Here is a 24,772-nt window from a genome sequence, read left to right as displayed (position 1 = left end):
GGTTATGTCTATTCTGGTTAAAAATAATATTCATTGGGTTGGCCAGCGCGACTGGGAAGTACGTGATTTTCACGGCACTGAATACAAAACGCTGCGTGGCAGCAGCTATAACAGCTATCTCATTCGTGAAGAAAAGAATGTGCTGATCGATACCGTCGATCATAAGTTTAGCCGTGAGTTTGTGCAAAATCTGCGCAGTGAAATCGACCTCGCGGACATCGACTACATCATCATTAACCATGCCGAAGAAGACCATGCAGGCGCGCTGACCGAACTGATGGCGCAGATCCCGGACACGCCTATCTACTGTACCGCCAACGCCATTGACTCTATCAACGGCCATCACCATCACCCGGAATGGAATTTTAAGGTGGTGAAAACCGGCGATACGCTGGATATCGGCAACGGCAAGCAGTTGATCTTCGTGGAAACGCCGATGCTGCACTGGCCGGACAGCATGATGACTTATATGACCGGCGACGCGGTGTTATTCAGCAACGACGCCTTTGGTCAGCACTACTGCGACGAGCGCCTGTTCAATGATGAAGTGGACCAAACTGAACTGTTTGAACAATGCCAGCGCTACTACGCCAATATCCTGACGCCGTTCAGCCGTCTGGTAACGCCAAAAATTACCGAAATCCTCGGCTTCAACCTGCCGGTGGATATGATTGCCACCTCACACGGCGTGGTATGGCGCGACAACCCAACGCAAATCGTGGAACTGTATCTGAAATGGGCGGCAGATTATCAGGAAGATCGTATCACTATTTTCTACGATACCATGTCGAACAATACTCGCATGATGGCGGATGCCATCGCGCAGGGTATCAACGAAGTGGACCCCAACGTGGCGGTCAAAATCTTTAACGTCGCCCGCAGCGATAAAAATGAAATATTGACCAACGTCTTCCGTTCGAAAGGCGTGCTGGTCGGCACTTCTACCATGAACAACGTGATGATGCCGAAAATCGCTGGTCTGGTGGAAGAGATGACCGGCCTGCGCTTTCGCAACAAACGTGCCAGCGCCTTCGGTTCTCATGGCTGGAGCGGCGGCGCGGTGGATCGACTGTCCACGCGCTTACAGGATGCCGGTTTTGAAATGTCCCTGAGTCTGAAAGCGAAATGGCGTCCGGATCTGGATGCGCTGGAGTTGTGCCGTCAGCACGGTCGCGACATCGCGCGTCAGTGGGCGCTTGCTCCGCTGCCGGAAACCACACAGAAAACCGCGCCAGTCGAAGAAACCACAACCTGCGCCGCCGCAGACCTCGGCCCCAAAATGCAATGCAGCGTATGCCAGTGGATTTACGACCCTGCGCTGGGCGAGCCGTTGCAGGATGTCGCGCCGGGTACGCCGTGGAACGACGTGCCGGATAACTTCCTGTGCCCGGAATGTTCATTAGGTAAAGACGTGTTCGACGTACTGGCGACGGAGGCAAAATGAGTCGGGGAATCATCATTATTGGGTCGGGCTTCGCCGCCCGCCAGCTCGTCAAAAATATCCGTAAACAAGATGCGCATGTGCCGTTAACCCTGATTGCGGCGGACAGCATGGATGAGTACAACAAGCCCGATCTCAGCCACGTTATCAGCCAGTCGCAGCGCGCCGATGATCTCACCCGTCAGTTAGCGGGGGAATTTGCTGAACAGTTTAATCTGCGACTGTTCCCGCATACCTGGGTTGCTGACATTGATGCCGATGCCCATGTGGTGAAAAGTCAGGATAAGCAGTGGCAGTACGACAAGCTGGTACTGGCGACCGGGGCGACAGCCTTTGTGCCGCCGATTGCAGGACGTGAGTTAATGCTTACTTTGAATAGCCAGCAGGAGTACCGCGCCTGTGAGACACAACTGCGCGACGCGCAGCGAGTGCTGATTGTCGGCGGTGGTCTCATTGGCAGTGAATTAGCGATGGATTTCTGCCGCGCCGGGAAAACGGTAACTCTGATGGATAACGCCGCCAGCCTTCTCGCCTCACTGATGCCACCGGAAGTGAGCAGTCGCTTACAGCATCACCTGACCGATATGGGGGTGCATCTGCTGCTGAAATCGCAGTTGCAAAAACTGGAGAAAATCGAAGCCGGTATCCGCGCTACACTGGCAAGCCAGCGTAGTATTGAGGTCGATGCGGTGATTGCCGCCACCGGCTTACGCCCGGAAACCGCTCTGGCGCGCCGCGCCGGGGTAGTCGTCAACCGCGGCGTCTGCGTGGATAGCTATCTACAGACCAGTCACCCGGATATTTATGCGATCGGCGATTGCGCGGAAATCAATGGTCAGGTGCTGCCCTTCCTGCAACCGATCCAGTTAAGCGCGATGTACCTGGCGAAAAATCTGCTCGGCGGCAACGCGCCGCTGAAGCTACCGGCGATGCTGGTCAAAGTCAAAACGCCGGAACTGCCGCTGCATCTGGCGGGAGAAACTCAGCGCCGCGATTTGAGCTGGCAGATTACCGCAGAATCTGACGGTATGATTGCCAAAGGCATGAGCGGAGAAGGCCAACTACGCGCCTTTGTGGTAAGTGAAGACCGCATGAAAGAGGCCTTTGCACTGCTGAAAACGTTGTCGGTATAAGCCTGTGATGCCGGATAGCGCCGCTTCGCGTCTTATCCGGCCTACGAGTGAGCATCTATTTACAGGCTGAATAAGGCGCAGCCGCCATCCGGTGCCCTACACTTCACTTAACGCTCGCGCTGCGGCAATCACGCCCTGTCCAAACGACAGCCCGCCGTCGCCCGCCGGTAACCGCTGCGGAAATAACAATTTAAAATCAGAAAGATAAAAGGCAAGACGCGCGCGAAGTAAGCGGTTGTGTATCACCCCGCCGCTGAAGACCAGAGTGGTTATCCCCCGCGCCGTAGCCTGTTGGCGCATTAGCGTGGCAAACCCGCACGCCAGCGCATCATGAAAAGCCCAAGCGCGTTGCGCAGGCGTGGCCTGCCAGTTCAACCATTGCCGCCAGAAAACGGCGACGTCCAGTTGAGCGCCGTTAAGCGGCATCGTTACCGGATGCTCAACGTTAGCGCATTGAGAGGCCAGCGCCTCCAGCGCGCAGGCGGCCTCGCCCTCATAGCTAAGCGATGCTGGCGCGCAGCGAAGCGCGGCAGCCACCGCGTCAAACAACCGCCCGCAGGAAGAGGCCAACGGGGCATTGACGCCGCGCTCAATGGCGCGCGCCAGGACATTCCAGTTTTGCTGTTGCTGCCCCGCTGTCTCCGGGTAATCCTGCCAGTCCGGCACAAAGCGCAGGCACTGCGCTAACAGATTACGCCACGGCTGTTTGGCAGCCAGATCGCCTCCCGGCAGCGCCACGGCGGGTAAACCACCTAAATGTTCGCATTCGCGATAATTGACCCGCAGACATTCTCCGCCCCATAGCGCGCCATTCTCACCCATGCCGATACCGTCTACCGTCAGGGCAATCACCTCTCCGCCGTCCAGCGGCCAACCATGCTCGGCCAGGCAAGCCGCCGCATGGGCATGATGGTGTAACACCGTCTCTGTCGGTAGACGCATCTCACTGGCCCACTGACTGGAAACATAGCCCGGATGCGCATCACAGACGATACGCTCTGGGGTAAAATCGTAGATTGACTGGATCAAACGCAATGCCTCGCGCCACTGCGCCTGGATACCGTCATCGCTGAGATCGCCTAAATGCTGGCTGACAACTGCCTGTTCGCCGCGTACCAGACAGAACGTGTTTTTCAGATCCGCGCCCAGACAAAGTATCGGCGGCACATCGCGAAATCCGGGCGGCAACGCAATCGCGTCCGGCACGTATCCCCGCGAACGACGCAGCATTTCGCCGCTGTCGCGCACGACAGAGTCGTCCATGCGCTGTACAATGTCGCGATTATGCAACAGAAAACCATCGGCAATATCGTGTAAATCGTCCAGCGCCTGTTCGTTGGTGATGGCGGGCGGTTTGCCGCTCAGGTTGCCGGATGTCATCACCAGCGGGTAATTGAGCGCCTGCAACAAGAGATGCTGCAATGGGTTGGCTGGCAGCATCACGCCCACTTCCGTAAGTCCTGGCGCGATGCCCTCACTCAGCGAAGGTACATACTGCTTATCCACCAGTACAATCGGGGCCGCTGGCGTGGTCAGCAGCGAACGCGCCGCGGTCGGCAGCGTTTGCGCCGTGGGCAACATCACCGCCAATGGTTTCGCCGGGCGATGTTTACGCGCCCGCAGCATCGCCACTGCGTTATCGTTGCGCGCATCGCAGGCCAGATGAAAACCACCTAGCCCTTTAACGGCAATAATGCCTCCGGCGTTCAGTTGGGCGACCGCCGCCTGCAAAGCCGCCTCTTTTTCCGCTCGTTCATGTTGGCTCCGCCACTCAAGATGCGGCCCGCATGACGGACAGGCAACGGGCTGGGCATGAAAACGGCGATCGTACGGATCGCGGTATTCGCTGTCGCATTCCGGACACAAGGGAAACGCCGCCATCACCGTAAATGGCCGGTCATAGGGCATAGCGCGAATAATGGTGAAGCGTGGTCCGCAGTGGGTGCAATTGATGAAAGGATAACGGTAGCGCCGCTCGCCTGGGGTATTCATCTCGGCAAGACATGCCGGGCAGGTCGCCGCATCCGGCACGATTTGCGTGTTCATCGAACCGCCTGCGCTCTGACGAATGGTGAAATCCGTCGGCGCGCGCTCCCATACCAACGACGCGTGTTCAACGCTGTCAATGCGCGCCAGCGGCGGGCAATCCTGATAGAGCGCGGCAATAAATTGCGACGGCTCTTCCAGCAGCCGAACGACGACGCCGTCGCCGTCATTACACACGTCGCCGTGTAATCGCAACTGCTGCGCCAGCTGCCAGACAAAAGGACGAAAACCGACGCCCTGTACTTTGCCCCGAATGCGTAGCTGTACGCCGGAAGGTGTGTCTATCGCCATCTTATTTTCCCGCCATCATCGAACCCGGATGCCTGATGGCGCGACGCTTATCAGGCCTACAACCGCACGGACCGTAGACCGGATAAGGCATTGATGCCGCCATCCGGCAATGCTTTGTGGCGTATTCTACGCGCAATCGCAGAAATCAGAAAAGCAGCGATGCCGTTGAATCCAGCGCCGCGCGACGGCGTTTTTCCGCGCTCAGCTGTTCAAGCTTATTGCGGTCCACGCAGATTAGGGCGTGCGTTGGGCAAGCGGCCATACAGGCCGGACCGGCTTCACGGTGGTGACACAGATCGCACTTGTTGGCTTCGGCTTTTTCGGCACGCACGTTCAGCCCCGCGCCGCTATTGCGAACCACCGGACGTACCACCACTTCCATGGCGCCGTAAGGACATGCCACTACGCAAGTTTTACAGCCAATGCAGCGTTCCTGCATCACATGAACAAAGCCTTTGTCACGGCTGATGGCGCCATTCGGGCAAACGTTGGCGCACGGCGCGTCTTCACACTGGCGACACAGCGTTGCCGTGGAAACGTTCACGCCTTTGATGACATGGATACGAGGTAAAAAGGTTTCAGGGGTCAGCGATGCGCAATCCTGATTTTCCTGATGGGATACGACGCAAGCCACTTCACAGGTACGGCAACCAATGCACTTACTCGCGTCTGCAATGATGAAACGGTTCATCAAATTCTCCAGCAATAACAGATGATGTGCCGATATATACACGAATCGTGCCAATTTTTATTTCATTGTTATTTAAGAATATTATTTCTATTTTCGTGAGCATTTACGTGTCATCGTCACAAGTGTCGATGACACGTAATGTCGCCAGTGGTGGTCAAGATTTGCAGTGATAGCCAGCCAACTCTGCACCGCAACTGGCATCAATCCTGATTAACGCCTGGCAATACGTTACCGCGTATTAAACAGCGCTGCGTAAGGGAAAGATCGTCCGTTTGCGGATTCCTTCCGGCAATAGGTTTGATAATTAATTTACGGCCAGGATAGTGATTAAAACGGGTCAGCGCCGGATAACTCAACCGGCCAAACCAGCCGTGTACGCGCTGCCAGCGGGCGTCCTTCACCTGATATAAATTGGTTATCCAGTAGCCTGAGTCAAACTGCATATCCAACAGTTGCGTGCGCCCATTGCCCTGTAAATCAAGCAAATCATCGACGCCAGTATCGGTGGCGGTATAAAACCCCCACGGTTCAAAGACGCAGGGGCGGCCATTCTTGAGAAAGGTGAAAATGATGTATTGCGCGCTCGGCGCCAGGCCCAACCCAGGATTGCCCAACCAGATAACCAGATCCTGAATGCCGTTACGATCGAGGTCAGCGCGATAAAATTGCGCATTACCCGCCAAATTAATCAGCCTTCCCACCGGGACAACCCACGAATTACCGGCTCTGTCTTTTCCGCTAATCCGCCATTCGTTATCTTTTTTCGGCTCCGGCAGTAGCGTCACGCCACTGACTCCGACCTGGCGAAAATGCCATGTCTGGTCGGGCGATACAGAATAAGGCAGGGTCAACAGAGGCTTTAGCGCACGCTTTTGCGCATATTCACCGTCGCTCATCGGCAGGTAACCGACAACACCGGTGGCCAGTGCGCGTGCGGCGAGGCAGAGAAATAGCAGTCCGCTCCATACGATAATCTTCACGTCCTTCTTACAACCTTTGCCGTGTAACACAAATTCTCCCTAAATATGTGCGCATTTTACGCCTCCGGCGCTTCCAGCGCGGCAAATCCGCCGTTTCCCTGCCAGCCTTCCAGGCGCTGATAGACGATGTTTACCGCGTCCTTAATCGGTTGAGTCATCGGATAATAAAACCCGACGATATCCGGCTGGATACCAACAAAAATCACCTCGCCGACATCCTCTTTCAGCTGATCGATAAGGTAGTTGAGCGGCATATTGTGGGTGGTCATCATAAACATTTCGGCGATATCATCCGGATCGATGATGCGGATCTCGCCCGGATTAAGTCCCATGTCGGTGGCGTCGACAATCAACAGACGCTGCGGGCGCAGTTCGCGAATCGCCACAATGTCGTTTTCCGGCGCGCTGCCGCCATCAATCACTACCCAATTCCCCTTCGGCTGCGCCGCGCACATTTCCGCCAGTAATGGGCCTGCGCCGTCGTCGCCCATCATGCTGTTGCCGACACAGAGTAAAACGTCAGTCACGAAGCCTCCTCACCATCAGGTAGATGGCGCTTTCCTGATGAATGTCATGCAGCATACTGAGCATCAGTTTGCTCCATTCTTGCTGCTGCGGGGTCTGCGCGGCGCGCGCCTCATCAAACGCGCGCGCCAGCATTTGCACATGGTTGAAATCGATGACGATCTCGCCATACTTCGGCACGCCTTCCATTTTACGCCGGGCATCGCTACCGGCTTCCAGGGTGGCGATCCACGCCAGATACTCATCCCATGGGCAGGTGAGCGCGGCCTCCAGACAATCGATAACCCCCAGGTGGTGACCAATCGCCAGGCTGTAATAGACAACCTGCTGCGCCTCGGCAGGCGTCGCATCGTTCTCATCAATAAACTTACGGCTCAGTTGACTGAACACCACCTGTTCGCTCATCGGATACGCGCCTCTTCAACAACATGATTGAGATGGGTGACAATTTCGGTTAAACGCGGATCGTTTTCCGCTTCCAGCCAACGCGCCACTTGCTGCTCGCCCTGCCCCAACTGTGTCAGGTAATCATCGGCGATCTGACGACCATAGCGATAACCCGCCAGCCGGCGCGCCGCGCGATCCACCTTCACGCGCAGCGGCTGCACCATATCCGGATGCAGGATCTCTGCGGGCTGATCGTCCAGCTCACCCGGCGCGCGGGCGTGGATTTTCTGCTCCAGCAGGCCAAGCGCCATCGCAAAGCCATACAGCGTCGCCGCAGGCGTTGGCGGGCAGCCTGGAATATACACATCCACCGGTACGATTTTATCCGTACCGCCCCAGACGCAGTACAGATCATGGAAGATGCCGCCGCTGTTGCCGCAGGCCCCATAAGAGATACAGATTTTCGGGTCCGGCGCCGACTGCCAGGCGCGCAGCGCCGGAGAGCGCATGGCGCGGGTCACCGCGCCGGTAAACAGCAGAATATCGGCATGACGCGGCGACGGTACCACTTTGATGCCGAAACGCTCGGCATCAAACAGCGGCGAAAGCGTCGCAAAGATTTCGATTTCACAGCCGTTACAGCCGCCGCAGTCCACGCGGTAAACGTATGCCGAACGCTTAATATTTTTCAGTAGAGACGCCTTCATGCTGGCGATGGATTCATCCACCGTCATCGGTACCGGAATGCCGTTGGCGTCACGCGGGCCTAATAAATTGCTCATTAGCTGACCTCTTTCATATGGCGAGTCAGTTCAATACGGTCGGACGGCACCAGGCATTTCTGACGCTTACAGTCCGGGCAGGTCTCAAAGCTTTCGCGGTGGTTTTCCGCGCGGCTGTCGCCGTTGTGCGCAAGCAGCGCAATGGCGTAGTCGATCTCTTTCTGTACCGCGAAAGGACGATTGCACACGCGGCAGTTGCACAGCGCAAAGCGGGACTGTTGCAGGAAATCTTCTTTCTTCCACACCGCCAGTTCGTACTCTTGCGACAGTTTAATCGCCGCCGTCGGGCACACCTCTTCGCAGCGACCGCAGAAGATACAACGGCCAAGATTGAACTGCCACGCCAGCTCATTGGTCGCGAGATCGGTTTCCACCGTCAGCGCGTTCGACGGGCAGGCATTAACGCAGGCGGCGCAGCCGATGCACTGCTGCGGATTATGTTCCGGCTTGCCGCGGAAGTTTTTATCAACCGCAATCGGCTCCAGCGGATAAGACGAGGTCGCCGTGCCGGTTTTGATAACTTTTTTGATAAAGGTAAACATGGCGATTCCTTATTTCAGCGGCGAGTTTTTACGCTCAATGCTGTAGCGCTCAAGTTCTTTGTACGGCACGACTTTGCTCTTCTTCTTACGCACATCGACCACGGTCATCCGGTCGGTACAGGAGTAGCACGGGTCGAGGCTGCCGATAATCAGCGGCGCGTCGGAGACGGTGTTGCCGCGCAGCATATAGCGCAGCGTCGGCCAGTTGGCGTAGGTCGCCGCACGGCAGCGCCAGCGGTACAGCTTCTGGTTGTCGCCGGTCATGCTCCAGTGGATATCATCGCCACGCGGCGCTTCGGCAAAGCCGAGCGCAAAACGGTGCGGAATATAGGTAAAGCCTTCCACCATCAGCGGGCCGCCCGGTAGATTATCCAGACCGAAATCGATCATATTCAGCGAGGTGTAAACTTCGTTGATACGGACTTTCAGACGAGAAATCACATCGCAGCCCTGCTCGCTATGTACTTCCATCGGCAGCAGACCGTAGCCGACAAACGGGTGGTCGGCGCGGGTGTCGCGGGCGTGACCGCTGGCGCGCACCATCGGGCCGACATTACTGAAGTCGCGGGCAATTTCCGGGTCCAGACGGCCGATACCCACGGTACGCTGTTCCATATTCGGCGTGCTCAGCAGCATGTCAACCAGCTCCTGCACGTCACGACGCATCTGCTGCGCCAGTTGACGGGTCTGGATCATGTCCTCTTTGAGCAGATCGCGGCGAATCCCGCCGATCAGGTTCAGGCCGTAGGTTTTACGCGCGCCGGTAAGGATCTCTGCCATTTTCATGGAGGTTTCACGCACGCGGAAGAACTGCATAAAGCCGGAGTCAAAACCGGTAAAGTGGCAGGCGAGGCCTAGGTTTAGCAGGTGCGAGTGCAGACGCTCCACTTCCAGCAGAATGGCGCGGATCATCTGCGCACGCTCCGGCACCTGAATGCCCATCGCGTTTTCCACGGAAGTGGTGTAGGCAGTGCTGTGGGCGAAGCCGCAGATACCACACACGCGATCCGACAGGAAGGTGACTTCGTTATAACCCATGCGGGTTTCCGCCAGTTTTTCCATACCACGGTGGACGTAGAACAGGCGGTAGTCGGCGTCGATAATGTTTTCGCCATCGACGAACAGACGGAAGTGGCCCGGTTCATCGGAGGTGACATGCAGCGGGCCAATCGGCACCACGTTATTTTTCTTGTCACCCAGCTCGTTAATGAACTCGTAGGTTTCCGCATCGGTGGTCGGCGCCGGGCGCTGACGATAATCCATGCTGTCTTTACGCAGCGGATAGAGTTCATCCGGCCAGTCGTCCGGCAGCACCAGACGGCGCTCGTCCGGCAGACCGACCGGGATTAAACCGTACATGTCGCGTACTTCGCGCTCACCCCACACGGCAGCCGGCACGCGCGGCGTAACGGATGGGAATTCCAGCTTATTGGCATCCACTTCAACGCGGACGGTAATCCAGCACTTCGTGCCCTGCTCCATCGACATGACGTAATAAACGGCATAGTGGCCGCACAACTGGCGTTCGTCATTACCGAACAGCACCGACAGCCACCCACCCTGCTGGTAGTAAAGAAACTCCACCACTTCCGGCAGATAGTTTACTTTCACCGTAATAGTCAGCTGATCTTTGGTCTGCCAGGCTTCGTCCAGCACGACGCCCGGAAACGCCTGGTGCAGCGCCGCAAGGTATTGTTGACCTAATTTTTCTTCAGACATGCTCAAACTCTCTTAAATCACGCCGCCAGCAAGGAGACGAAGGCTAAAAACGCAAACCCAAAACCGGCCCAGGTCACGCGTGAAGTGGCGCAAAAACGCAGTCGCGCCATGCTGTTTTCAAACAGGGCGATCACCAGTACGCCGACAATCAGCTTGACGACGGCAATCACCAGCGCCAGCAACAGTCCGCCTGCGCTGAAGGTTTCCATCTGTCCCCACGGCAAAAACACGCCGACGAACATTTGCAGCACCACCAGTTGTTTAAGGCTGATGCCCCATTTCAGCACCGCAAAGCCGCTACCGCTGTATTCGGTCAACGGCCCTTCCTGCAACTCCTGCTCCGCTTCCGCCAGGTCGAACGGCAGCTTGCCCATTTCGATAAAGGTGGCGAAGGCGCAGGCGCACAGCGCCAGAATCAGCGGAATACTACGCGCGACAGGCCAGTGATAAATGGTATCGGCGATATTGCTGATATGAGTTGAACCCGCCACCTGCGCGGCGACCCACAGACCCAGCAGCAGAATCGGCTCCACCAGCACGCCGAGCATCGCTTCACGGCTGGCGCCGATCGCGGTGAACGGGCTGCCGGTATCCAGGCCTGCAATAGAGAAGAAGAAGCGCGCGATGGCGAACAGGTAAATCAGGGTGATTAAATCACCCAGTTGCGGCAACGGAGATCCAACGGTGACAACCGGCAGCGCGGTGGCGATAGTCAGCATCACGCCGACCATCACAAACGGCGTCAGGCGGAAAACCCAGCCAGAATCAGCGGGCGCAATACTCTGACGACCGAGCAGTTTGATAATGTCGCGGTACTCCTGCAACACGCCCGACCCACGGCGATTGTGTAGACGGGCGCGCGCCACGCGAGTAATACCGGACAGCAATGGCGCAACGGCAAATAGCACCAGCGCCTGAATTAACGGATAAAACACACTCATTTTCAGGCTCCTCGTGAAACCACAATCACCACCAGCACCGCCAGCTCAATCAGCGCCAGACGACGGAACAGCACCGCGGCCGCCGCGTTCTGCCAGCCCGGCACCAGCGATACCGGGTTCAGCCATTTACGCAGTTTGAGTACCGGGGCAAAGGCCTCTTTCACCGGCATGGCGAAACCGTGCGCGGTAATCACCATCGACTGCTCATGGTCGTAGCCGCACACCCAGGCCGCGCCGCGAGAACGCGACGGCAGACGGTTGCCTTTGAACATCGCCATAATGATGAACGGCAGTAGCGGACAGGCGACCAACAGCAGCGTGATCATCGGCTGCGATACGGTGGTGTGCGCGGTTTCCAGCGGCAACGGTACCGCAGTGGAAATCATCGGCAGCAGCCACGGCGCGGCAATCCCGCCCAGTACGCAGCAGATAGCCAGCGCAACCACGCTGACGCCCATCAGGATCGGCGCGCAGCTGGCGTTTTCAGCTTCCTTCGTGCGCGGCGCGCCAAGGAACGTCACGCCGTACACTTTCGCCATACACATCACCGCCAGCGCGCCGGTAATCGCCAGGCCAACCGCCAGCAGCGGTCCTAACAGACGACCAACAAACGCGCCGCTGTTGCCCAGTTTGAAGAAGGACTGGTAAATCACCCACTCGCCGGCAAAGCCGTTCAGCGGCGGCAGCGCCGCCATCGCCATCAGACCGACCAGCATGGCGATAGAAATAACCGGCATCCGTTTACCAATACCGCCCAGTTTTTCGATGTCGCGATGACCGGTACGGAACCAGATGCTGCCCGCGCCCAGAAACAGCACGCTTTTGAACAGGCTATGGTTCAGCAGATGATAGAGCCCGCCGGTCAGACCCAGCGCGATCAGTACCGGCTGATTGAGAGCAATCCCGGTAACGCCTGCGCCCAGACCGAGCAAAATGATGCCGATATTTTCCAGCGTGTGATAGGCCAGCAGGCGCTGAATGTTATGCTCCATCAGCGCGTACAGACCACCGACAAAGGCGGTGATCATCCCAAGCACCAACAGCGCCACGCCCCACCACAGTGGCGCATTGCCGCCAAGCAGAGATAGCGTGAGAATGCCCAGCAGCCCGATTTTCATCACCACGGTCGAGAACAGCGCGGCGGCGGGAGCGCTGGCGTTGGCGTGCGCCTGCGGCACCCAACCGTGTAGCGGGATAATCCCGGCCAGCAGACCAAAGCCGATAACGCCGAGCAGCCAGATATCGGAGCCCAGCGGCAGTTGCTGAGCGCGTTGATCCAGCAGCCCCAGATCCAGCGTGCCGTAGCGCTGCCACACCAGCCAGCAGGCGATTGCCAGCAGCAGCGTACCGAGACGGCCCAGCGCAAACCACAGTTTGCCCTCTTTGCTACCGCCGGTGAGGAACACGGCGCAGAGCGCCATGATTTCCGCCATCACCACCATCGTCCCCAGATTACTGGCGACCACGGCGCAGACGGCTGCCGCCATCAGCAGGTTGATCAACAGTCCGTTGGCTTTTACCTGTGGATGGCGATGCCAGTCGATATTGAACAGGCTGACGAACAGGCCGCACAGCCCCAGCGTAATCAGCCAGATAGCATTCAGCGGCGTAATTTGCAGCATGTGGCCGGTAAACGGCATCACGCCGCTAACCGTAACGGCGCTGGTCAGCGCGGTGAACCCCGCGCCTGCCGTACACAGGCTGCCGACCGCGCCGCCGATACCGGCAATCCAGCCGCTCAGCGCTTTATGAAACGAAAACAGAAACGCCAGAACGGCGGCGGCGGCAAACCACGCGACGCCGCTAGTAATCAGTGAAAGTGAACTCATTATGCATCCCCACTCTGAGCCTGCTGAAACAAGGTGAGATCGCCAAAATCGGTATTAAACGTCAGCTCACGTTTACGTTTGCTGGCGCGGGCGATATCCGTGTTCTCCACCAGGTGTAGCGCTTTAGTCGGGCACATCCGCACACAGGCCGGGCCTTGCTCGTCAAAGCTGCACAGGTCGCATTTCACCGCGATAGCGCGTACGCCCGGCACCCAGTCGAGCAACGTACTGACGCGCGCAGGCGCTGGCGGCGCGGGCGGCGCTTTCGGCGTATTGGCGTTCGCCGGAATATGCAGCGGACGGCTGCCGGAAAACTCAATAGCGCCAAACGGACAGGCAATACCACACAGTTTGCAGCTCACGCACAGGCTTTCATTAAGCTGGACAGCGCCGTCAACGCGATTAATCGCGTTAACCGGGCATACCGTGGCGCATGGCGCATCTTCACAGTGGTGACAAAGCTGCGGCGCAGATTCTTTTTCATTCAGCATCACTTTCAGGCGCGGCATTGACTGCAGGCCATGCTGGCGATGCGTCTCTGAACAGGCGGCCTCACAGGTGTGGCAGCCGATACAGAGAGTGGAGTCAGCAATTACAAAACGATTCACCAGGCATTCCTCAGGTGATTGTCATTTTTGACGAAAACATGCCGTTGAAATGTCATTTTCGACACTTATCGACACGCCCATCCCCAAAACATTCATGACATGGCGCAACGCCACATCGCGAATCAAAGCGGGCAACGCCTCAGGCTTATACCGCCGGGCTGTGTCCCTTTACCAATTGACGCAAATTAACCGGCGAGTTGGTTTCTACAGCGGTATAGAGGCTGTCGTAAACGCTGGCGATTTTTTCCAGATAGTGCTCCAGCACCTGCTCGCGATCGCGGTTGTTAACCCGTTCATCAACCTTGCCGTCGATATCGAGCTGCGCCTGTGCAATCAATTGTTTATCTTCGCCATCTTTGGTTTCAACGTAGTACTCAATGGTGTGGCTGTTAAAACCATCCGCCAACGCGACGTAAATACGAAAGTGCTCAAACAGGACAAAGCAAAGATCCCTTTCCGGCGCGCAGCTCATTGCGTGATGCAGGCGCGCTTTCGAGAGGGTGATCCCCTGAACCAGCGAGTTGCAGTAAATATGCCACTGGTCCTGTAGGCGACGATGCCGTTGCGCGATGTAATCGGCCTTTTCGCTTATTTCCCAAATAGTCATGTCAGGTTACCCGTTTAACAGAGATGCCTGCGTTAAGCATTTTCCATGCCAATTTTTAACTTATTGTTTTTAATGGCAGACGAGCACAGTCACTGCCGTTTCGACGCGGTGACGACATGTCATTTCGTCATCGTCGACATTAACCTGCCAGGGGATAAAAATATTGGCATAAATATTGCTTTACAGGGGCAACCACTACGGGAGGCGATATGCACGAAATCACCCTCTGCCAACGGGCACTGGAATTGATTGAACAACAGGCTTCAGCATACGGTGCAAAACGTGTGACAGCCGTCTGGATCAAAATTGGCGCATTTTCTTGCGTGGAAACCAGCGCTCTTTCCTTTTGTTTTGATCTGGTATGCCGCGGCACGATAGCAGAAGGTTGTAAACTGCACCTCGAAGAACAGGAAGCCGAATGCTGGTGTGAGCATTGTCAACAATATGTCACGTTGTTAACCCACCGTGTACGTCGTTGTCCGCAATGTCATAGCGATACGCTGCGAATTGTGGCCGATGACGGCTTACAAATTCGGCGCATAGAGATTGATGAAACTGAAGATTAATGCCGGATAGACGCTCGCGTCGCCATCCGGCAGAAAGCCTGTAACAAGAAAAAGATCAGGAGTAAGCGATGTGTACGACTTGCGGTTGCGCTGAAGGCAACCTTTATATAGAAGGCGATGAACATAATCCGCACTCAGCGTTTCGTAGCGCGCCCTTTGCCCCAGCGGCTCGCCCGGCGCTGAATATTACCGGCATTAAAACGCCTGACTTTGCCCCAAGTCAGACCGCAGAAGGCGATCTGCATTACGGCCACGGCGAAGCCGGAACCCACGCGCCTGGTATGAGTCAGCGGCGGATGCTGGAGGTTGAAATCGACGTGCTGGACAAAAATAATCGTCTGGCTGAGCGCAACCGCGCCCGTTTCGCCGCCCGCCAGCAACTGGTGCTCAACCTGGTGTCCAGCCCCGGGTCCGGTAAAACCACCCTGCTGACTGAAACGCTAATGAAATTGAAAGACCGTGTACCGTGCGCGGTGATTGAAGGCGACCAGCAGACAGTGAACGACGCCGCCCGCATCCGCGCTACCGGCACGCCCGCCATTCAGGTCAACACCGGTAAAGGCTGCCATCTTGACGCGCAAATGATCGCCGACGCCGCGCCGCGCCTGCCGCTGGATGACCATGGTATTCTGTTTATCGAAAACGTCGGTAACCTTGTCTGCCCGGCCAGCTTCGATCTGGGCGAAAAGCATAAAGTCGCAGTGCTTTCCGTGACCGAAGGTGAAGATAAGCCGCTGAAATATCCCCATATGTTTGCCGCTGCGTCGCTCATGCTGCTCAATAAAGTCGATCTGCTACCCTACCTCAATTTTGACGTTGAGAAGTGCATCGCCAGCGCGCGTGAAGTGAACCCGGAGATTGAAATTATCCTGATTTCCGCCACCAGCGGCGAAGGCATGGATCAGTGGCTGGCCTGGCTGGAGGCGCAGCGATGTGCATAGGCGTTCCGGGTCAAATCCGCGCCATTGACGGCAATCAGGCAAAAGTTGACGTCTGCGGCATTCAGCGCGACGTCGATCTCACATTAGTCGGCAGTTGTGATGAAAACGGTCAGCCGCGTCTGGGTCAGTGGGTGCTGGTTCATGTCGGATTCGCCATGAGCGTCATTAACGAAGCGGAAGCGCGCGACACGCTCGACGCGCTACAAAATATGTTTGATGTTGAGCCGGACGTCGGCGCACTGCTGTATGGTGAGGAGAGATAATGCGTTTTGTTGACGAGTACCGTGCGCCGGAACAGGTAATGCAGCTCATTGAACACCTGCGTGAACGCGCCGCCCTTCTTCCTTACACTGCCGAACGTCCGTTGCGCATTATGGAAGTCTGCGGGGGTCATACCCACGCGATTTTTAAATTTGGTCTCGATCAGTTACTGCCCGAAAACGTGGAGTTTATTCACGGCCCCGGTTGTCCGGTCTGCGTGCTGCCGATGGGACGTATCGACAGTTGCGTGGAAATCGCCAGTCATCCGGAGGTGATTTTCTGCACCTTTGGCGATGCCATGCGCGTGCCGGGGAAACAGGGTTCTCTGTTGCAGGCTAAAGCGCGCGGCGCGGATGTGCGTATTGTTTATTCTCCGATGGACGCGCTGAAGCTGGCGCAGGATAACCCGACCCGCAAAGTGGTATTTTTCGGGCTGGGCTTTGAAACCACCATGCCGACCACCGCCATCACGCTGCAGCAGGCAAAACAGCGTGACGTGCGAAACTTCTACTTTTTCTGCCAGCACATTACGCTGATCCCGACGCTGCGTAGCCTACTGGAGCAGCCGGACAACGGCATTGACGCCTTTCTTGCGCCAGGCCACGTCAGCATGGTCATCGGCACCGAGGCGTACCAGTTTATCGCCGCCGATTTTCATCGCCCGCTGGTGGTGGCTGGATTCGAACCGCTTGATCTACTGCAAGGCGTGGTCATGCTGGTTGAGCAGAAAATAGCGGCCCTAAGCCAGGTTGAAAACCAATACCGTCGCGTGGTGCCGGATGCCGGAAACATGCTGGCGCAGCAGGCCATCGCCGATGTGTTCTGCGTTAATGGCGACAGCGAGTGGCGCGGTCTGGGCGTAATTGAATCCTCCGGCGTCCACCTGACGCCGGAGTATCAGCGCTTTGACGCCGAAGCGCATTTCCGCCCAGCGCCGCAGCAGGTCTATGACGATCCGCGCGCCCGCTGCGGCGAAGTGCTGACCGGCAGATGCAAGCCGCATCAGTGCCCGCTATTTGGTAAAACATGTAATCCAGAGACCGCGTTCGGCGCGCTGATGGTCTCTTCCGAAGGCGCATGCGCCGCCTGGTATCAGTATCGTCAGCAGGAGTGTGAAGTTTGAACAATATACAACTCGCCCACGGCAGCGGCGGCCAGGCTATGCAACAGTTGATTAATAGCCTGTTTATGGAGGCCTTTGCCAACCCGTGGCTGGCGGAACAAGAAGATCAGGCGCGTCTGGAGCTGGCGCAGCTGACGGCGGAGGGCGACCGTCTGGCGTTTTCTACCGATAGCTATGTGATCGATCCGCTCTTTTTCCCCGGCGGCAATATCGGCAAACTGGCGATTTGCGGTACAGCGAACGACGTTGCGGTGAGCGGCGCGATCCCCCGCTATCTCTCCTGCGGCTTTATCCTTGAAGAAGGGCTGCCGATGGAGACGTTAAAAAGCGTGGTCAATAGCATGGCGGCGACCGCGCGGGAAGCGGGTATCGCCATAGTAACCGGCGACACCAAAGTTGTGCAGCGCGGCGCGGCGGACAAATTATTTATCAACACTGCCGGCATGGGGGCGATTCCCGCCGATATTCACTGGGGCGCGCAAACGCTGAGCGTTGGCGATGTGCTGTTAGTCAGCGGTACGCTTGGCGATCACGGTGCCACTATTCTCAACCTGCGTGAGCAACTGGGACTGGATGGCGAGCTGGCGAGCGACTGCGCAGTATTAACGCCGCTTATTCAGACGCTGCGTCATATTGACGGAGTGAAGGCATTGCGTGACGCCACGCGCGGCGGCGTGAATGCGGTCGCCCATGAGTTTGCGGCGTCCTGCGGTTACGGTATTGAATTGTCCGAATCCGCACTGCCGCTCAAACCTGCCGTGCGCGGCGTCTGCGAGCTGTTGGGGCTGGATGCCCTGAACTTTGCCAACGAAGGAAAACTGGTGATTGCCGTTGAACGGCAGGCCGCAGATCGGGCGTTGGCGGCATTACGCGCGCATCCGCTGGGACGTGATGCAGCGCTGATTGGCGAAGTCGTGGAACGCAAAGGCGTTCGCTTAGCCGGACTCTATGGCGTGAAGCGAACCCTTGATTTGCCACACGCCGAACCATTACCTCGTATATGCTAGCAGCCTGTTGACAGCATACTGTAAGCCAGATAAGACGCATTTGCGTCGACATCCGGCATTAACGCTGCATGAACGCCTGATGGCGCTTTGCTTATCAGGCCTACGGAGTGTGTGACCAGCGAGTTTGCGGTCAGCCATCCGGCAATAACTTACGACTTATACCTATAATTCATTTACCGTTTTCGCACCGTTTTGCGGTATTTTCCTGGAAAAGCAACATGTCGTATACACCCATGAGCGATCTTGGACAGCAAGGCTTGTTCGATATCACTCGTACCTTATTGCAGCAGCCCGATTTGGCGTCGCTCAGTGAAGCGCTTTCGCAACTGGTAAAGCGTTCAGCGCTCGCCGACAGCGCCGGCATTGTGCTATGGCAGGCGCAGTCGCAACGCGCACAATATTATGCGACGCGAGAAAATGGCCGTCCTGTTGAATATGAAGATGAAACCGTACTGGCGCACGGCCCGGTACGTCGCATCCTTTCTCGCCCCGATGCATTGCACTGTAATTTCCATGAGTTTACCGAAACCTGGCCGCAGCTTGCCGCGAGCGGCCTCTACCCTGAATTTGGTCATTACTGTCTGCTTCCTTTAGCCGCGGAGGGCCGTATTTTCGGCGGCTGCGAATTCATCCGTCAGGAAGATCGTCCCTGGAGTGAAAAGGAATATGACCGTCTGCATACGTTTACCCAAATTGTCGGCGTGGTCGCCGAGCAAATTCAAAACCGGGTAAACAATAATGTCGATTATGATCTATTGTGCCGCGAACGTGATAACTTCCGTATTCTGGTTGCGATCACCAACGCCGTCCTGTCGCGTCTGGATATTGATGAGCTGGTAAGCGAAGTCGCAAAAGAGATCCACCACTATTTCAATATCGACGCAATCAGCATCGTGTTACGCAGCCATCGCAAAAATAAGCTGAATATCTACTCCACCCACTACCTTGATGAGCATCATCCGGCGCACGAACAGAGCGAAGTCGACGAAGCCGGCACGCTCACGGAGCGCGTCTTTAAAAGTAAAGAGATGCTGCTTATCAACCTCAACGAACGCGATCCGCTTGCCCCCTACGAACGCATGCTGTTCGATACCTGGGGCAATCAGATCCAGACGCTTTGCCTGCTGCCGTTGATGTCCGGCAAGACGATGCTTGGCGTGCTCAAACTGGCCCAGTGCGAAGAAAAAGTGTTTACCACCGCCAACCTCAAGCTGCTGCGTCAGATTGCCGAACGGGTAGCCATTGCCGTGGATAATGCGCTGGCCTATCAGGAAATCCACCGACTGAAGGAACGCCTGGTCGACGAAAACCTGGCGCTCACGGAGCAGCTTAATAACGTCGACAGCGAGTTTGGCGAGATCATCGGGCGCAGCGAAGCGATGTACAACGTGCTAAAGCAGGTTGAGATGGTGGCGCAAAGCGACAGTACCGTACTGATTCTGGGCGAAACGGGAACCGGTAAAGAGTTGATTGCCCGCGCCATTCACAACCTGAGCGGACGTAGCGGGCGCAGGATGGTAAAGATGAACTGCGCCGCGATGCCGGCGGGGCTGCTGGAAAGCGATCTGTTTGGTCATGAGCGCGGCGCGTTTACCGGCGCCAGCGCGCAGCGGATTGGCCGTTTCGAGCTGGCGGATAAAAGCTCGCTGTTTCTGGATGAAGTGGGCGACATGCCGCTGGAGCTACAGCCTAAGCTGCTGCGCGTCCTTCAGGAGCAAGAGTTTGAACGTCTCGGCAGCAATAAACTGATCCAGACCGACGTGCGGCTGATCGCCGCGACTAACCGCGATCTGAAAAAAATGGTCGCCGATCGCGAATTCCGTAACGATCTCTACTATCGGCTGAATGTTTTTCCGATCCAGCTTCCTCCGTTGCGCGAACGTCCGGAAGATATTCCACTACTGGTCAAAGCGTTCACCTTCAAAATCGCCCGCCGAATGGGGCGTAATATCGACAGCATTCCCGCTGAAACGCTGCGCACGCTCAGCAGCATGGAATGGCCGGGGAACGTTCGCGAGCTGGAGAATGTCGTCGAGCGCGCCGTGCTGCTGACGCGCGGCAATGTGCTACAACTGTCGCTGCCGGATATTACCGCCGTAACACCCGATACCTCGCCTGTTGCGACTGAAAGCGCCAAAGAAGGCGAAGATGAATATCAGCTTATTATACGCGTGCTGAAAGAGACCAATGGCGTAGTGGCTGGACCAAAAGGCGCGGCGCAGCGTCTGGGGCTTAAACGAACCACCCTGCTGTCGCGTATGAAGCGATTGGGTATTGATAAAGACGCGTTAGCGTAACGGGTTGCCGGATCTGATCCGGCCTGGAGATGATGCGCGCCGTAGGCCTGGCGCTTCCCCTTCACTTCTTGCGCTGATATTTTTCCGGCAATTCCGGAACGGGGCGCTTATCGTCGATAAGGTGCCGCACGGTCAGGACAGGGTGTCGCCAAAGCATTCGCGGACCTGCCCAACGCATAATCTGCTTCATCTCCTCGCGTTTAGCCGGCTGATAGCAGTGCACCGGGCACTGCTTACAGGCGGGTTTTTCCTCGCCAAATACGCATTTATCAAGACGTTTTTGCGCGTAGGCGAACAGCGCGTCGTAATGCCCCTGCACCGCTGACGCCTGTGGGCACTGGCTTTCATACAGCGCGATCATTTTTTTGATCGTCAGTTTTTCACGAGCGATACGTTTACCAGGCATCGTGCTCTCTCCGAACATTAAGGTGCATTTATTTTACATCTTATCCCTCTTTAGCACTATCACTGCATATCGTCGCCATTACGCAAATAAGAATTATTTTCATTTATTCATGCCTTGTGCTATATAACATAGCAAAGGCTATATTCGATGATTAATTAACCACATTGTTGCGAGGGATACTATGACGAATCTACATCGTCTGAAAACACTCCTGATTGCCGGTATTGTCGCGATACTCGCGCTATCGCCAGCCTATGCAAAAGAGAAATTTAAAGTCATCACCACGTTTACCGTTATTGCCGACATGGCGAAAAACGTGGCGGGCGACGCAGCGGAAGTCAGCTCGATTACCAAACCCGGCGCTGAAATCCATGAGTATCAGCCAACGCCCGGCGATATTAAACGAGCGCAGGGGGCACAGCTTATCCTCGCGAATGGTCTGAACCTGGAGCGATGGTTTGCCCGCTTTTATCAGCACCTTTCCGGCGTACCGGAAGTCGTCGTCTCTACCGGCGTCAAACCGATGGGCATTACCGAAGGCCCGTATAACGGTAAACCGAACCCGCACGCCTGGATGTCGGCAGAAAACGCGCTGATTTATGTCGATAACATTCGCGACGCCCTGGTGAAGTACGATCCGGATAATGCGCAGATCTATAAGCAAAATGCCGAACGCTATAAAGCGAAAATTCGCCAGATGGCCGATCCGTTGCGTGCCGAACTGGAAAAAATTCCCGCCGATCAGCGCTGGCTGGTCACCAGTGAAGGCGCGTTCTCTTACCTGGCGCGCGATAATGACATGAAAGAGCTTTATCTCTGGCCAATTAACGCCGATCAACAGGGGACGCCAAAACAGGTGCGTAAAGTGATTGATACCATTAAAAAGCACCATATTCCCGCCATCTTTAGCGAGAGTACGGTTTCCGATAAACCCGCCCGCCAGGTCGCGCGTGAATCCGGCGCGCATTATGGCGGCGTACTGTATGTCGATTCTCTGAGCGCCGCTGACGGCCCTGTGCCAACCTATCTGGATCTGCTGCGCGTCACGACCGAAACCATCGTCAACGGCATTAACGACGGACTGAGGAGTCAACAATGAGTCAATCTGCGATTACCGTTGATCAAGTCACGGTGACGTATCGCAACGGTCATACCGCCCTACGGGACGCCACTTTTCAGGTGCCTGGCGGTTCAATCGCCGCGCTGGTAGGCGTAAATGGTTCCGGTAAGTCTACGTTATTTAAAGCGTTAATGGGCTTTGTGCATCTTGCGCGGGGCGATATCACTATCCTGCAACAGTCAGTCAACCAGGCGCTGAAAAAAAACCTCATTGCTTATGTTCCGCAATCGGAAGAAGTGGACTGGTCATTTCCGGTGTTGGTAGAAGATGTGGTGATGATGGGACGCTACGGCCATATGGGCTGGCTACGCCGTCCCACTGCGCATGATCACGCCTGTGTTGACGCCGCGCTGGCGCGGGTGGATATGCAGGAATATCGTCACAGGCAGATTGGCGAGCTGTCCGGCGGGCAGAAAAAACGTGTGTTTCTTGCCAGGGCCATCGCTCAGGATGGACAGGTAATCCTGCTGGATGAACCTTTTACCGGCGTGGATGTAAAAACCGAAGCGCGAATCATCGATCTACTGCGGGAACTGCGCGATGAAGGCCGCACGATGCTGGTCTCAACGCATAATCTCGGCTCCGTCACCGAGTTTTGCGACTATACGGTAATGATTAAAGGAACCGTACTGGCCAGCGGCCCTACCGAAACCACGTTTACCGCCGCGAATCTGGAACAGGCGTTTAGCGGCGTTCTACGTCATATCGCGTTAAGCGGAGGTGAAGAGCACATCATCACCGATGACGAGCGCCCCTTTATTTCCCGGCGCGTGGCCAGCGGAGGAAAATCGTCATGAACTGGCTTGTTGAGCCATTTGGCTACCAGTATATGCTCAACGCGATGTGGGTCTCCGCGATGGTGGGCGGTCTGTGCGCGTTTCTCTCCTGCTATTTGATGCTCAAAGGCTGGTCGCTCATTGGCGATGCGCTATCTCACTCTATTGTGCCTGGCGTCGCTGGCGCCTGGATGTTAGGGCTGCCCTTCTCGCTCGGCGCGTTTCTTTCCGGCGGACTGGCGGCAGGCAGTATGCTCTTTCTTAACCAACGCTCACGCCTGAAAGAAGACGCGATTATCGGGCTTATCTTCTCCTCTTTTTTTGGCGTCGGCCTTTTTATGGTGTCGCTCAATCCGATGTCGGTGAATATCCAGACGATTATTCTCGGCAACGTGCTGGCGATCGCGCCAGCGGATATTGCGCAACTGGCGATTATCGGCGCAGTCTCGCTGACGATTCTGCTGTTAAAGTGGAAAGATCTGATGGTCGTCTTTTTCGATGAGACCCATGCGCGTTCTATCGGGCTTAATCCGGGTCGACTAAAATTGTTGTTTTTCACTCTATTGTCCGTCTCTACCGTGGCGGCCCTGCAAACCGTTGGGGCGTTCCTGGTGATCTGTCTCGTCGTCACGCCGGGCGCGACGGCCTGGTTACTCACCGACCGTTTTCCACGTCTGCTCATGATTGCCGTCGTGATTGGCAGCCTGACCAGTTTTCTGGGCGCATGGCTTAGCTACTGGCTGGATGGCGCCACTGGCGGAATTATTGTCGTCATGCAAACCTTACTGTTCATCACGGCCTTTATTTTCGCCCCGAAACACGGTCTGTTAGCCAACCGTCGACGCGCCCGCCTGCAGAAGGAGCCGACATGTTCTTAACAACGTTACTGGAACCCTTTCAGTTTGATTTTATGGTGAACGCCCTTATGGTTTCGGTCATTGTGGCGATTCCCTGCGCCTTGCTGTCCGTGTTTTTAGTGTTAAAAGGCTGGGCGTTAATGGGCGACGCAATGAGTCATGCGGTATTCCCCGGGGTCGTGCTGGCATATATTGTGGGGATCCCCCTGGCAATTGGCGCTTTCATTGCCGGATTATTTTGCGCTATCGCCACCGGCTATCTGGACGATAACAGCCGCATCAAACGTGATACGGTGATGGGCATCGTCTTTTCCGGGATGTTTGGCGCAGGTCTGGTGCTCTATGTTTCTATTCAATCGGAAGTGCATCTGGATCACATCCTGTTTGGGGATATGCTGGGCGTATCGCTGGGGGATATCGTACAAACGTCAGTTATTGCACTGGGTATTGCGTTAATCATTGGGCTGAAATGGAAAGATCTCCTACTACACGCTTTTGACCCGCACCAGGCGAAAGCCAGCGGGCTGAATACCACGCTACTGCATTATGGCCTGCTATGTATGATTGCGCTGACTATCGTCGCCACGCTGAAATCGGTGGGCATTATTCTGTCGATCTCACTGCTTATCGCCCCCGGCGCAATTGCCATTTTGCTGACGCGACGCTTTGCGCGCGCGCTGGGATTAGCGGTGAGTCTGTCAGTTATTACCGCTTTTGCGGGCGTCTATCTGTCTTTTTATCTTGATAGCGCGCCAGCGCCGACCATCGTGGTATTATTTGCCATCGTATTTATTGCGGTATTTATTTACGCAACATGGCGCGACAGGCGTAATGAAATCGTACCAGAGGCGCAAGGTTAACACTTTTTTGCCTGCTATTCAGGAAACATACGGTCA

General features: G+C 56.1%; 25 protein-coding genes. 12 read left to right on the top strand and 13 right to left on the bottom strand.

Translation table 11 applies throughout. The annotated features are described in order from the left end of the window. Nucleotides 1–4 precede the first annotated feature (4 nt). A complete protein-coding gene (gene norV, locus J4617_RS10250; protein ID WP_000026011.1) occupies nucleotides 5–1,444 on the top strand; it encodes an anaerobic nitric oxide reductase flavorubredoxin in 1,440 nt (479 codons plus the stop codon). Further along, the gene (gene norW, locus J4617_RS10245; RefSeq protein WP_017465657.1) at nucleotides 1,441–2,574 is read left to right on the top strand and encodes an NADH:flavorubredoxin reductase NorW; all 1,134 of its coding nucleotides are present in this window, start codon (nucleotides 1,441–1,443) and stop codon (nucleotides 2,572–2,574) included. The genes norV and norW overlap by 4 nt, the downstream gene beginning before the upstream one ends. A gap of 96 nt (nucleotides 2,575–2,670) precedes the next feature. Here norW and hypF read toward each other — a convergent pair whose 3' ends face one another. The 12 genes from hypF to hycA form a co-directional block, all read right to left on the bottom strand. Next, entirely contained in the window at nucleotides 2,671–4,911 is a 2,241-nt protein-coding gene (gene hypF, locus J4617_RS10240; protein ID WP_017465656.1) for a carbamoyltransferase HypF, read from the bottom strand. A gap of 145 nt (nucleotides 4,912–5,056) precedes the next feature. Further along, nucleotides 5,057–5,602 (bottom strand): electron transport protein HydN, encoded by a 546-nt coding sequence (hydN, locus tag J4617_RS10235; protein ID WP_001078791.1) that lies wholly within the window; start codon nucleotides 5,600–5,602, stop codon nucleotides 5,057–5,059. A 200-nt stretch (nucleotides 5,603–5,802) separates the two neighbouring features. Continuing rightward, complete coding sequence (locus J4617_RS10230) at nucleotides 5,803–6,612, bottom strand: hypothetical protein (protein ID WP_000902280.1); 810 nt, start codon at nucleotides 6,610–6,612, stop codon at nucleotides 5,803–5,805. A gap of 26 nt (nucleotides 6,613–6,638) precedes the next feature. Next, nucleotides 6,639–7,109, bottom strand: coding sequence for a hydrogenase maturation peptidase HycI (gene hycI / locus J4617_RS10225; protein ID WP_000132984.1), 471 nt, complete (start codon nucleotides 7,107–7,109; stop codon nucleotides 6,639–6,641). Further along, nucleotides 7,102–7,512, bottom strand: a complete 411-nt coding sequence (locus J4617_RS10220; RefSeq protein WP_000003725.1) for a formate hydrogenlyase maturation HycH family protein — start codon at nucleotides 7,510–7,512, stop codon at nucleotides 7,102–7,104. The genes hycI and J4617_RS10220 overlap by 8 nt, the downstream gene beginning before the upstream one ends. Beyond that, a complete protein-coding gene (gene hycG, locus J4617_RS10215; protein ID WP_000067419.1) occupies nucleotides 7,509–8,276 on the bottom strand; it encodes a formate hydrogenlyase subunit HycG in 768 nt (255 codons plus the stop codon). The genes J4617_RS10220 and hycG overlap by 4 nt, the downstream gene beginning before the upstream one ends. Then, nucleotides 8,276–8,818 carry a formate hydrogenlyase subunit HycF gene (gene hycF / locus J4617_RS10210; protein WP_000493767.1) on the bottom strand — a complete coding sequence of 181 codons (543 nt, stop codon included), beginning with the start codon at nucleotides 8,816–8,818 and terminating at the stop codon, nucleotides 8,276–8,278. Before hycF ends, hycG begins: the two co-directional genes overlap by 1 nt. Nucleotides 8,819–8,827: 9 nt before the next feature. Beyond that, a complete protein-coding gene (gene hycE, locus J4617_RS10205) occupies nucleotides 8,828–10,537 on the bottom strand; it encodes a formate hydrogenlyase subunit HycE (RefSeq protein WP_001626367.1) in 1,710 nt (569 codons plus the stop codon). Between the two features lie 17 nt (nucleotides 10,538–10,554). After that, the gene (locus J4617_RS10200; protein ID WP_208290685.1) at nucleotides 10,555–11,478 is read right to left on the bottom strand and encodes a respiratory chain complex I subunit 1 family protein; all 924 of its coding nucleotides are present in this window, start codon (nucleotides 11,476–11,478) and stop codon (nucleotides 10,555–10,557) included. A 2-nt stretch (nucleotides 11,479–11,480) separates the two neighbouring features. Further along, nucleotides 11,481–13,307: a formate hydrogenlyase subunit 3 gene (hycC, locus tag J4617_RS10195; protein WP_000097036.1), complete on the bottom strand. Its 1,827-nt coding sequence runs from the start codon at nucleotides 13,305–13,307 to the stop codon at nucleotides 11,481–11,483. Continuing rightward, entirely contained in the window at nucleotides 13,307–13,915 is a 609-nt protein-coding gene (gene hycB / locus J4617_RS10190) for a formate hydrogenlyase subunit HycB (protein WP_001079164.1), read from the bottom strand. The genes hycC and hycB overlap by 1 nt, the downstream gene beginning before the upstream one ends. 145 nt (nucleotides 13,916–14,060) lie before the next feature. Then, the gene (gene hycA, locus J4617_RS10185) at nucleotides 14,061–14,522 is read right to left on the bottom strand and encodes a formate hydrogenlyase regulator HycA (protein ID WP_000158074.1); all 462 of its coding nucleotides are present in this window, start codon (nucleotides 14,520–14,522) and stop codon (nucleotides 14,061–14,063) included. A 209-nt stretch (nucleotides 14,523–14,731) separates the two neighbouring features. On the opposite strand from hycA, the gene hypA reads away from it, so the two are divergent. The 6 genes from hypA to flhA all read left to right on the top strand — a co-directional run bounded on the left by hypA (nucleotide 14,732) and on the right by flhA (nucleotide 20,717). Next, a complete protein-coding gene (gene hypA / locus J4617_RS10180) occupies nucleotides 14,732–15,088 on the top strand; it encodes a hydrogenase maturation nickel metallochaperone HypA (RefSeq protein WP_000544461.1) in 357 nt (118 codons plus the stop codon). Nucleotides 15,089–15,156: 68 nt separating this feature from the next. Further along, nucleotides 15,157–16,029: a hydrogenase nickel incorporation protein HypB gene (gene hypB, locus J4617_RS10175; protein ID WP_000337636.1), complete on the top strand. Its 873-nt coding sequence runs from the start codon at nucleotides 15,157–15,159 to the stop codon at nucleotides 16,027–16,029. After that, on the top strand, nucleotides 16,020–16,292 hold the full coding sequence (gene hypC / locus J4617_RS10170; protein ID WP_000334871.1) for a hydrogenase 3 maturation protein HypC: 273 nt from the start codon (nucleotides 16,020–16,022) through the stop codon (nucleotides 16,290–16,292). The genes hypB and hypC overlap by 10 nt, the downstream gene beginning before the upstream one ends. Further along, nucleotides 16,292–17,413 carry a hydrogenase formation protein HypD gene (gene hypD / locus J4617_RS10165; RefSeq protein ID WP_001212958.1) on the top strand — a complete coding sequence of 374 codons (1,122 nt, stop codon included), beginning with the start codon at nucleotides 16,292–16,294 and terminating at the stop codon, nucleotides 17,411–17,413. The genes hypC and hypD overlap by 1 nt, the downstream gene beginning before the upstream one ends. Beyond that, nucleotides 17,410–18,420, top strand: coding sequence for a hydrogenase expression/formation protein HypE (gene hypE / locus J4617_RS10160; RefSeq protein WP_001059959.1), 1,011 nt, complete (start codon nucleotides 17,410–17,412; stop codon nucleotides 18,418–18,420). The genes hypD and hypE overlap by 4 nt, the downstream gene beginning before the upstream one ends. 218 nt (nucleotides 18,421–18,638) lie before the next feature. After that, nucleotides 18,639–20,717 (top strand): formate hydrogenlyase transcriptional activator FlhA, encoded by a 2,079-nt coding sequence (flhA, locus tag J4617_RS10155; RefSeq protein WP_000122692.1) that lies wholly within the window; start codon nucleotides 18,639–18,641, stop codon nucleotides 20,715–20,717. 61 nt (nucleotides 20,718–20,778) lie between these two features. Here flhA and J4617_RS10150 read toward each other — a convergent pair whose 3' ends face one another. Further along, nucleotides 20,779–21,123 (bottom strand): nitrous oxide-stimulated promoter family protein, encoded by a 345-nt coding sequence (locus J4617_RS10150; protein ID WP_001117938.1) that lies wholly within the window; start codon nucleotides 21,121–21,123, stop codon nucleotides 20,779–20,781. A gap of 181 nt (nucleotides 21,124–21,304) precedes the next feature. Between J4617_RS10150 and sitA the strand changes: the two genes are divergently transcribed. Genes sitA through sitD form a run of 4 tightly spaced genes read left to right on the top strand, consistent with a single transcriptional unit; the run spans nucleotide 21,305 to nucleotide 24,736 of the window. Then, entirely contained in the window at nucleotides 21,305–22,222 is a 918-nt protein-coding gene (sitA, locus tag J4617_RS10145) for an iron/manganese ABC transporter substrate-binding protein SitA (protein ID WP_000182930.1), read from the top strand. Then, nucleotides 22,219–23,040, top strand: a complete 822-nt coding sequence (gene sitB / locus J4617_RS10140; RefSeq protein ID WP_000083164.1) for an iron/manganese ABC transporter ATP-binding protein SitB — start codon at nucleotides 22,219–22,221, stop codon at nucleotides 23,038–23,040. Before sitA ends, sitB begins: the two co-directional genes overlap by 4 nt. Next, nucleotides 23,037–23,897, top strand: a complete 861-nt coding sequence (gene sitC, locus J4617_RS10135) for an iron/manganese ABC transporter permease subunit SitC (RefSeq protein ID WP_001104336.1) — start codon at nucleotides 23,037–23,039, stop codon at nucleotides 23,895–23,897. The genes sitB and sitC overlap by 4 nt, the downstream gene beginning before the upstream one ends. After that, nucleotides 23,888–24,736: an iron/manganese ABC transporter permease subunit SitD gene (sitD, locus tag J4617_RS10130; protein WP_000480209.1), complete on the top strand. Its 849-nt coding sequence runs from the start codon at nucleotides 23,888–23,890 to the stop codon at nucleotides 24,734–24,736. Before sitC ends, sitD begins: the two co-directional genes overlap by 10 nt. Nucleotides 24,737–24,772: the final 36 nt, after the last annotated feature.

Source organism: Salmonella sp. 32010601201800023SM, from assembly GCF_017572235.1.
Taxonomy (GTDB): domain Bacteria; phylum Pseudomonadota; class Gammaproteobacteria; order Enterobacterales; family Enterobacteriaceae; genus Salmonella; species Salmonella enterica.
This window is presented reverse-complemented; position numbering and strand designations above follow the sequence as displayed.

Coding starts and splice junctions, on each gene's coding strand:
- hycF (WP_000493767.1), bottom strand. CDS start 8,818: ATGTTTACCTTTATCAAAAAAGTTATCAAAACCGGCACGGCGACCTCG.
- norW (WP_017465657.1), top strand. CDS start 1,441: ATGAGTCGGGGAATCATCATTATTGGGTCGGGCTTCGCCGCCCGCCAG.
- sitB (WP_000083164.1), top strand. CDS start 22,219: ATGAGTCAATCTGCGATTACCGTTGATCAAGTCACGGTGACGTATCGC.
- hycG (WP_000067419.1), bottom strand. CDS start 8,276: ATGAGCAATTTATTAGGCCCGCGTGACGCCAACGGCATTCCGGTACCG.
- sitA (WP_000182930.1), top strand. CDS start 21,305: ATGACGAATCTACATCGTCTGAAAACACTCCTGATTGCCGGTATTGTC.
- hycC (WP_000097036.1), bottom strand. CDS start 13,307: ATGAGTTCACTTTCACTGATTACTAGCGGCGTCGCGTGGTTTGCCGCC.
- hypF (WP_017465656.1), bottom strand. CDS start 4,911: ATGGCGATAGACACACCTTCCGGCGTACAGCTACGCATTCGGGGCAAA.
- J4617_RS10220 (WP_000003725.1), bottom strand. CDS start 7,512: ATGAGCGAACAGGTGGTGTTCAGTCAACTGAGCCGTAAGTTTATTGAT.
- hycA (WP_000158074.1), bottom strand. CDS start 14,522: ATGACTATTTGGGAAATAAGCGAAAAGGCCGATTACATCGCGCAACGG.
- hypC (WP_000334871.1), top strand. CDS start 16,020: ATGTGCATAGGCGTTCCGGGTCAAATCCGCGCCATTGACGGCAATCAG.
- J4617_RS10200 (WP_208290685.1), bottom strand. CDS start 11,478: ATGAGTGTGTTTTATCCGTTAATTCAGGCGCTGGTGCTATTTGCCGTT.
- J4617_RS10150 (WP_001117938.1), bottom strand. CDS start 21,123: ATGCCTGGTAAACGTATCGCTCGTGAAAAACTGACGATCAAAAAAATG.
- flhA (WP_000122692.1), top strand. CDS start 18,639: ATGTCGTATACACCCATGAGCGATCTTGGACAGCAAGGCTTGTTCGAT.
- hypA (WP_000544461.1), top strand. CDS start 14,732: ATGCACGAAATCACCCTCTGCCAACGGGCACTGGAATTGATTGAACAA.
- hypB (WP_000337636.1), top strand. CDS start 15,157: ATGTGTACGACTTGCGGTTGCGCTGAAGGCAACCTTTATATAGAAGGC.
- sitD (WP_000480209.1), top strand. CDS start 23,888: ATGTTCTTAACAACGTTACTGGAACCCTTTCAGTTTGATTTTATGGTG.
- sitC (WP_001104336.1), top strand. CDS start 23,037: ATGAACTGGCTTGTTGAGCCATTTGGCTACCAGTATATGCTCAACGCG.
- hydN (WP_001078791.1), bottom strand. CDS start 5,602: ATGAACCGTTTCATCATTGCAGACGCGAGTAAGTGCATTGGTTGCCGT.
- hypD (WP_001212958.1), top strand. CDS start 16,292: ATGCGTTTTGTTGACGAGTACCGTGCGCCGGAACAGGTAATGCAGCTC.
- norV (WP_000026011.1), top strand. CDS start 5: ATGTCTATTCTGGTTAAAAATAATATTCATTGGGTTGGCCAGCGCGAC.
- hycE (WP_001626367.1), bottom strand. CDS start 10,537: ATGTCTGAAGAAAAATTAGGTCAACAATACCTTGCGGCGCTGCACCAG.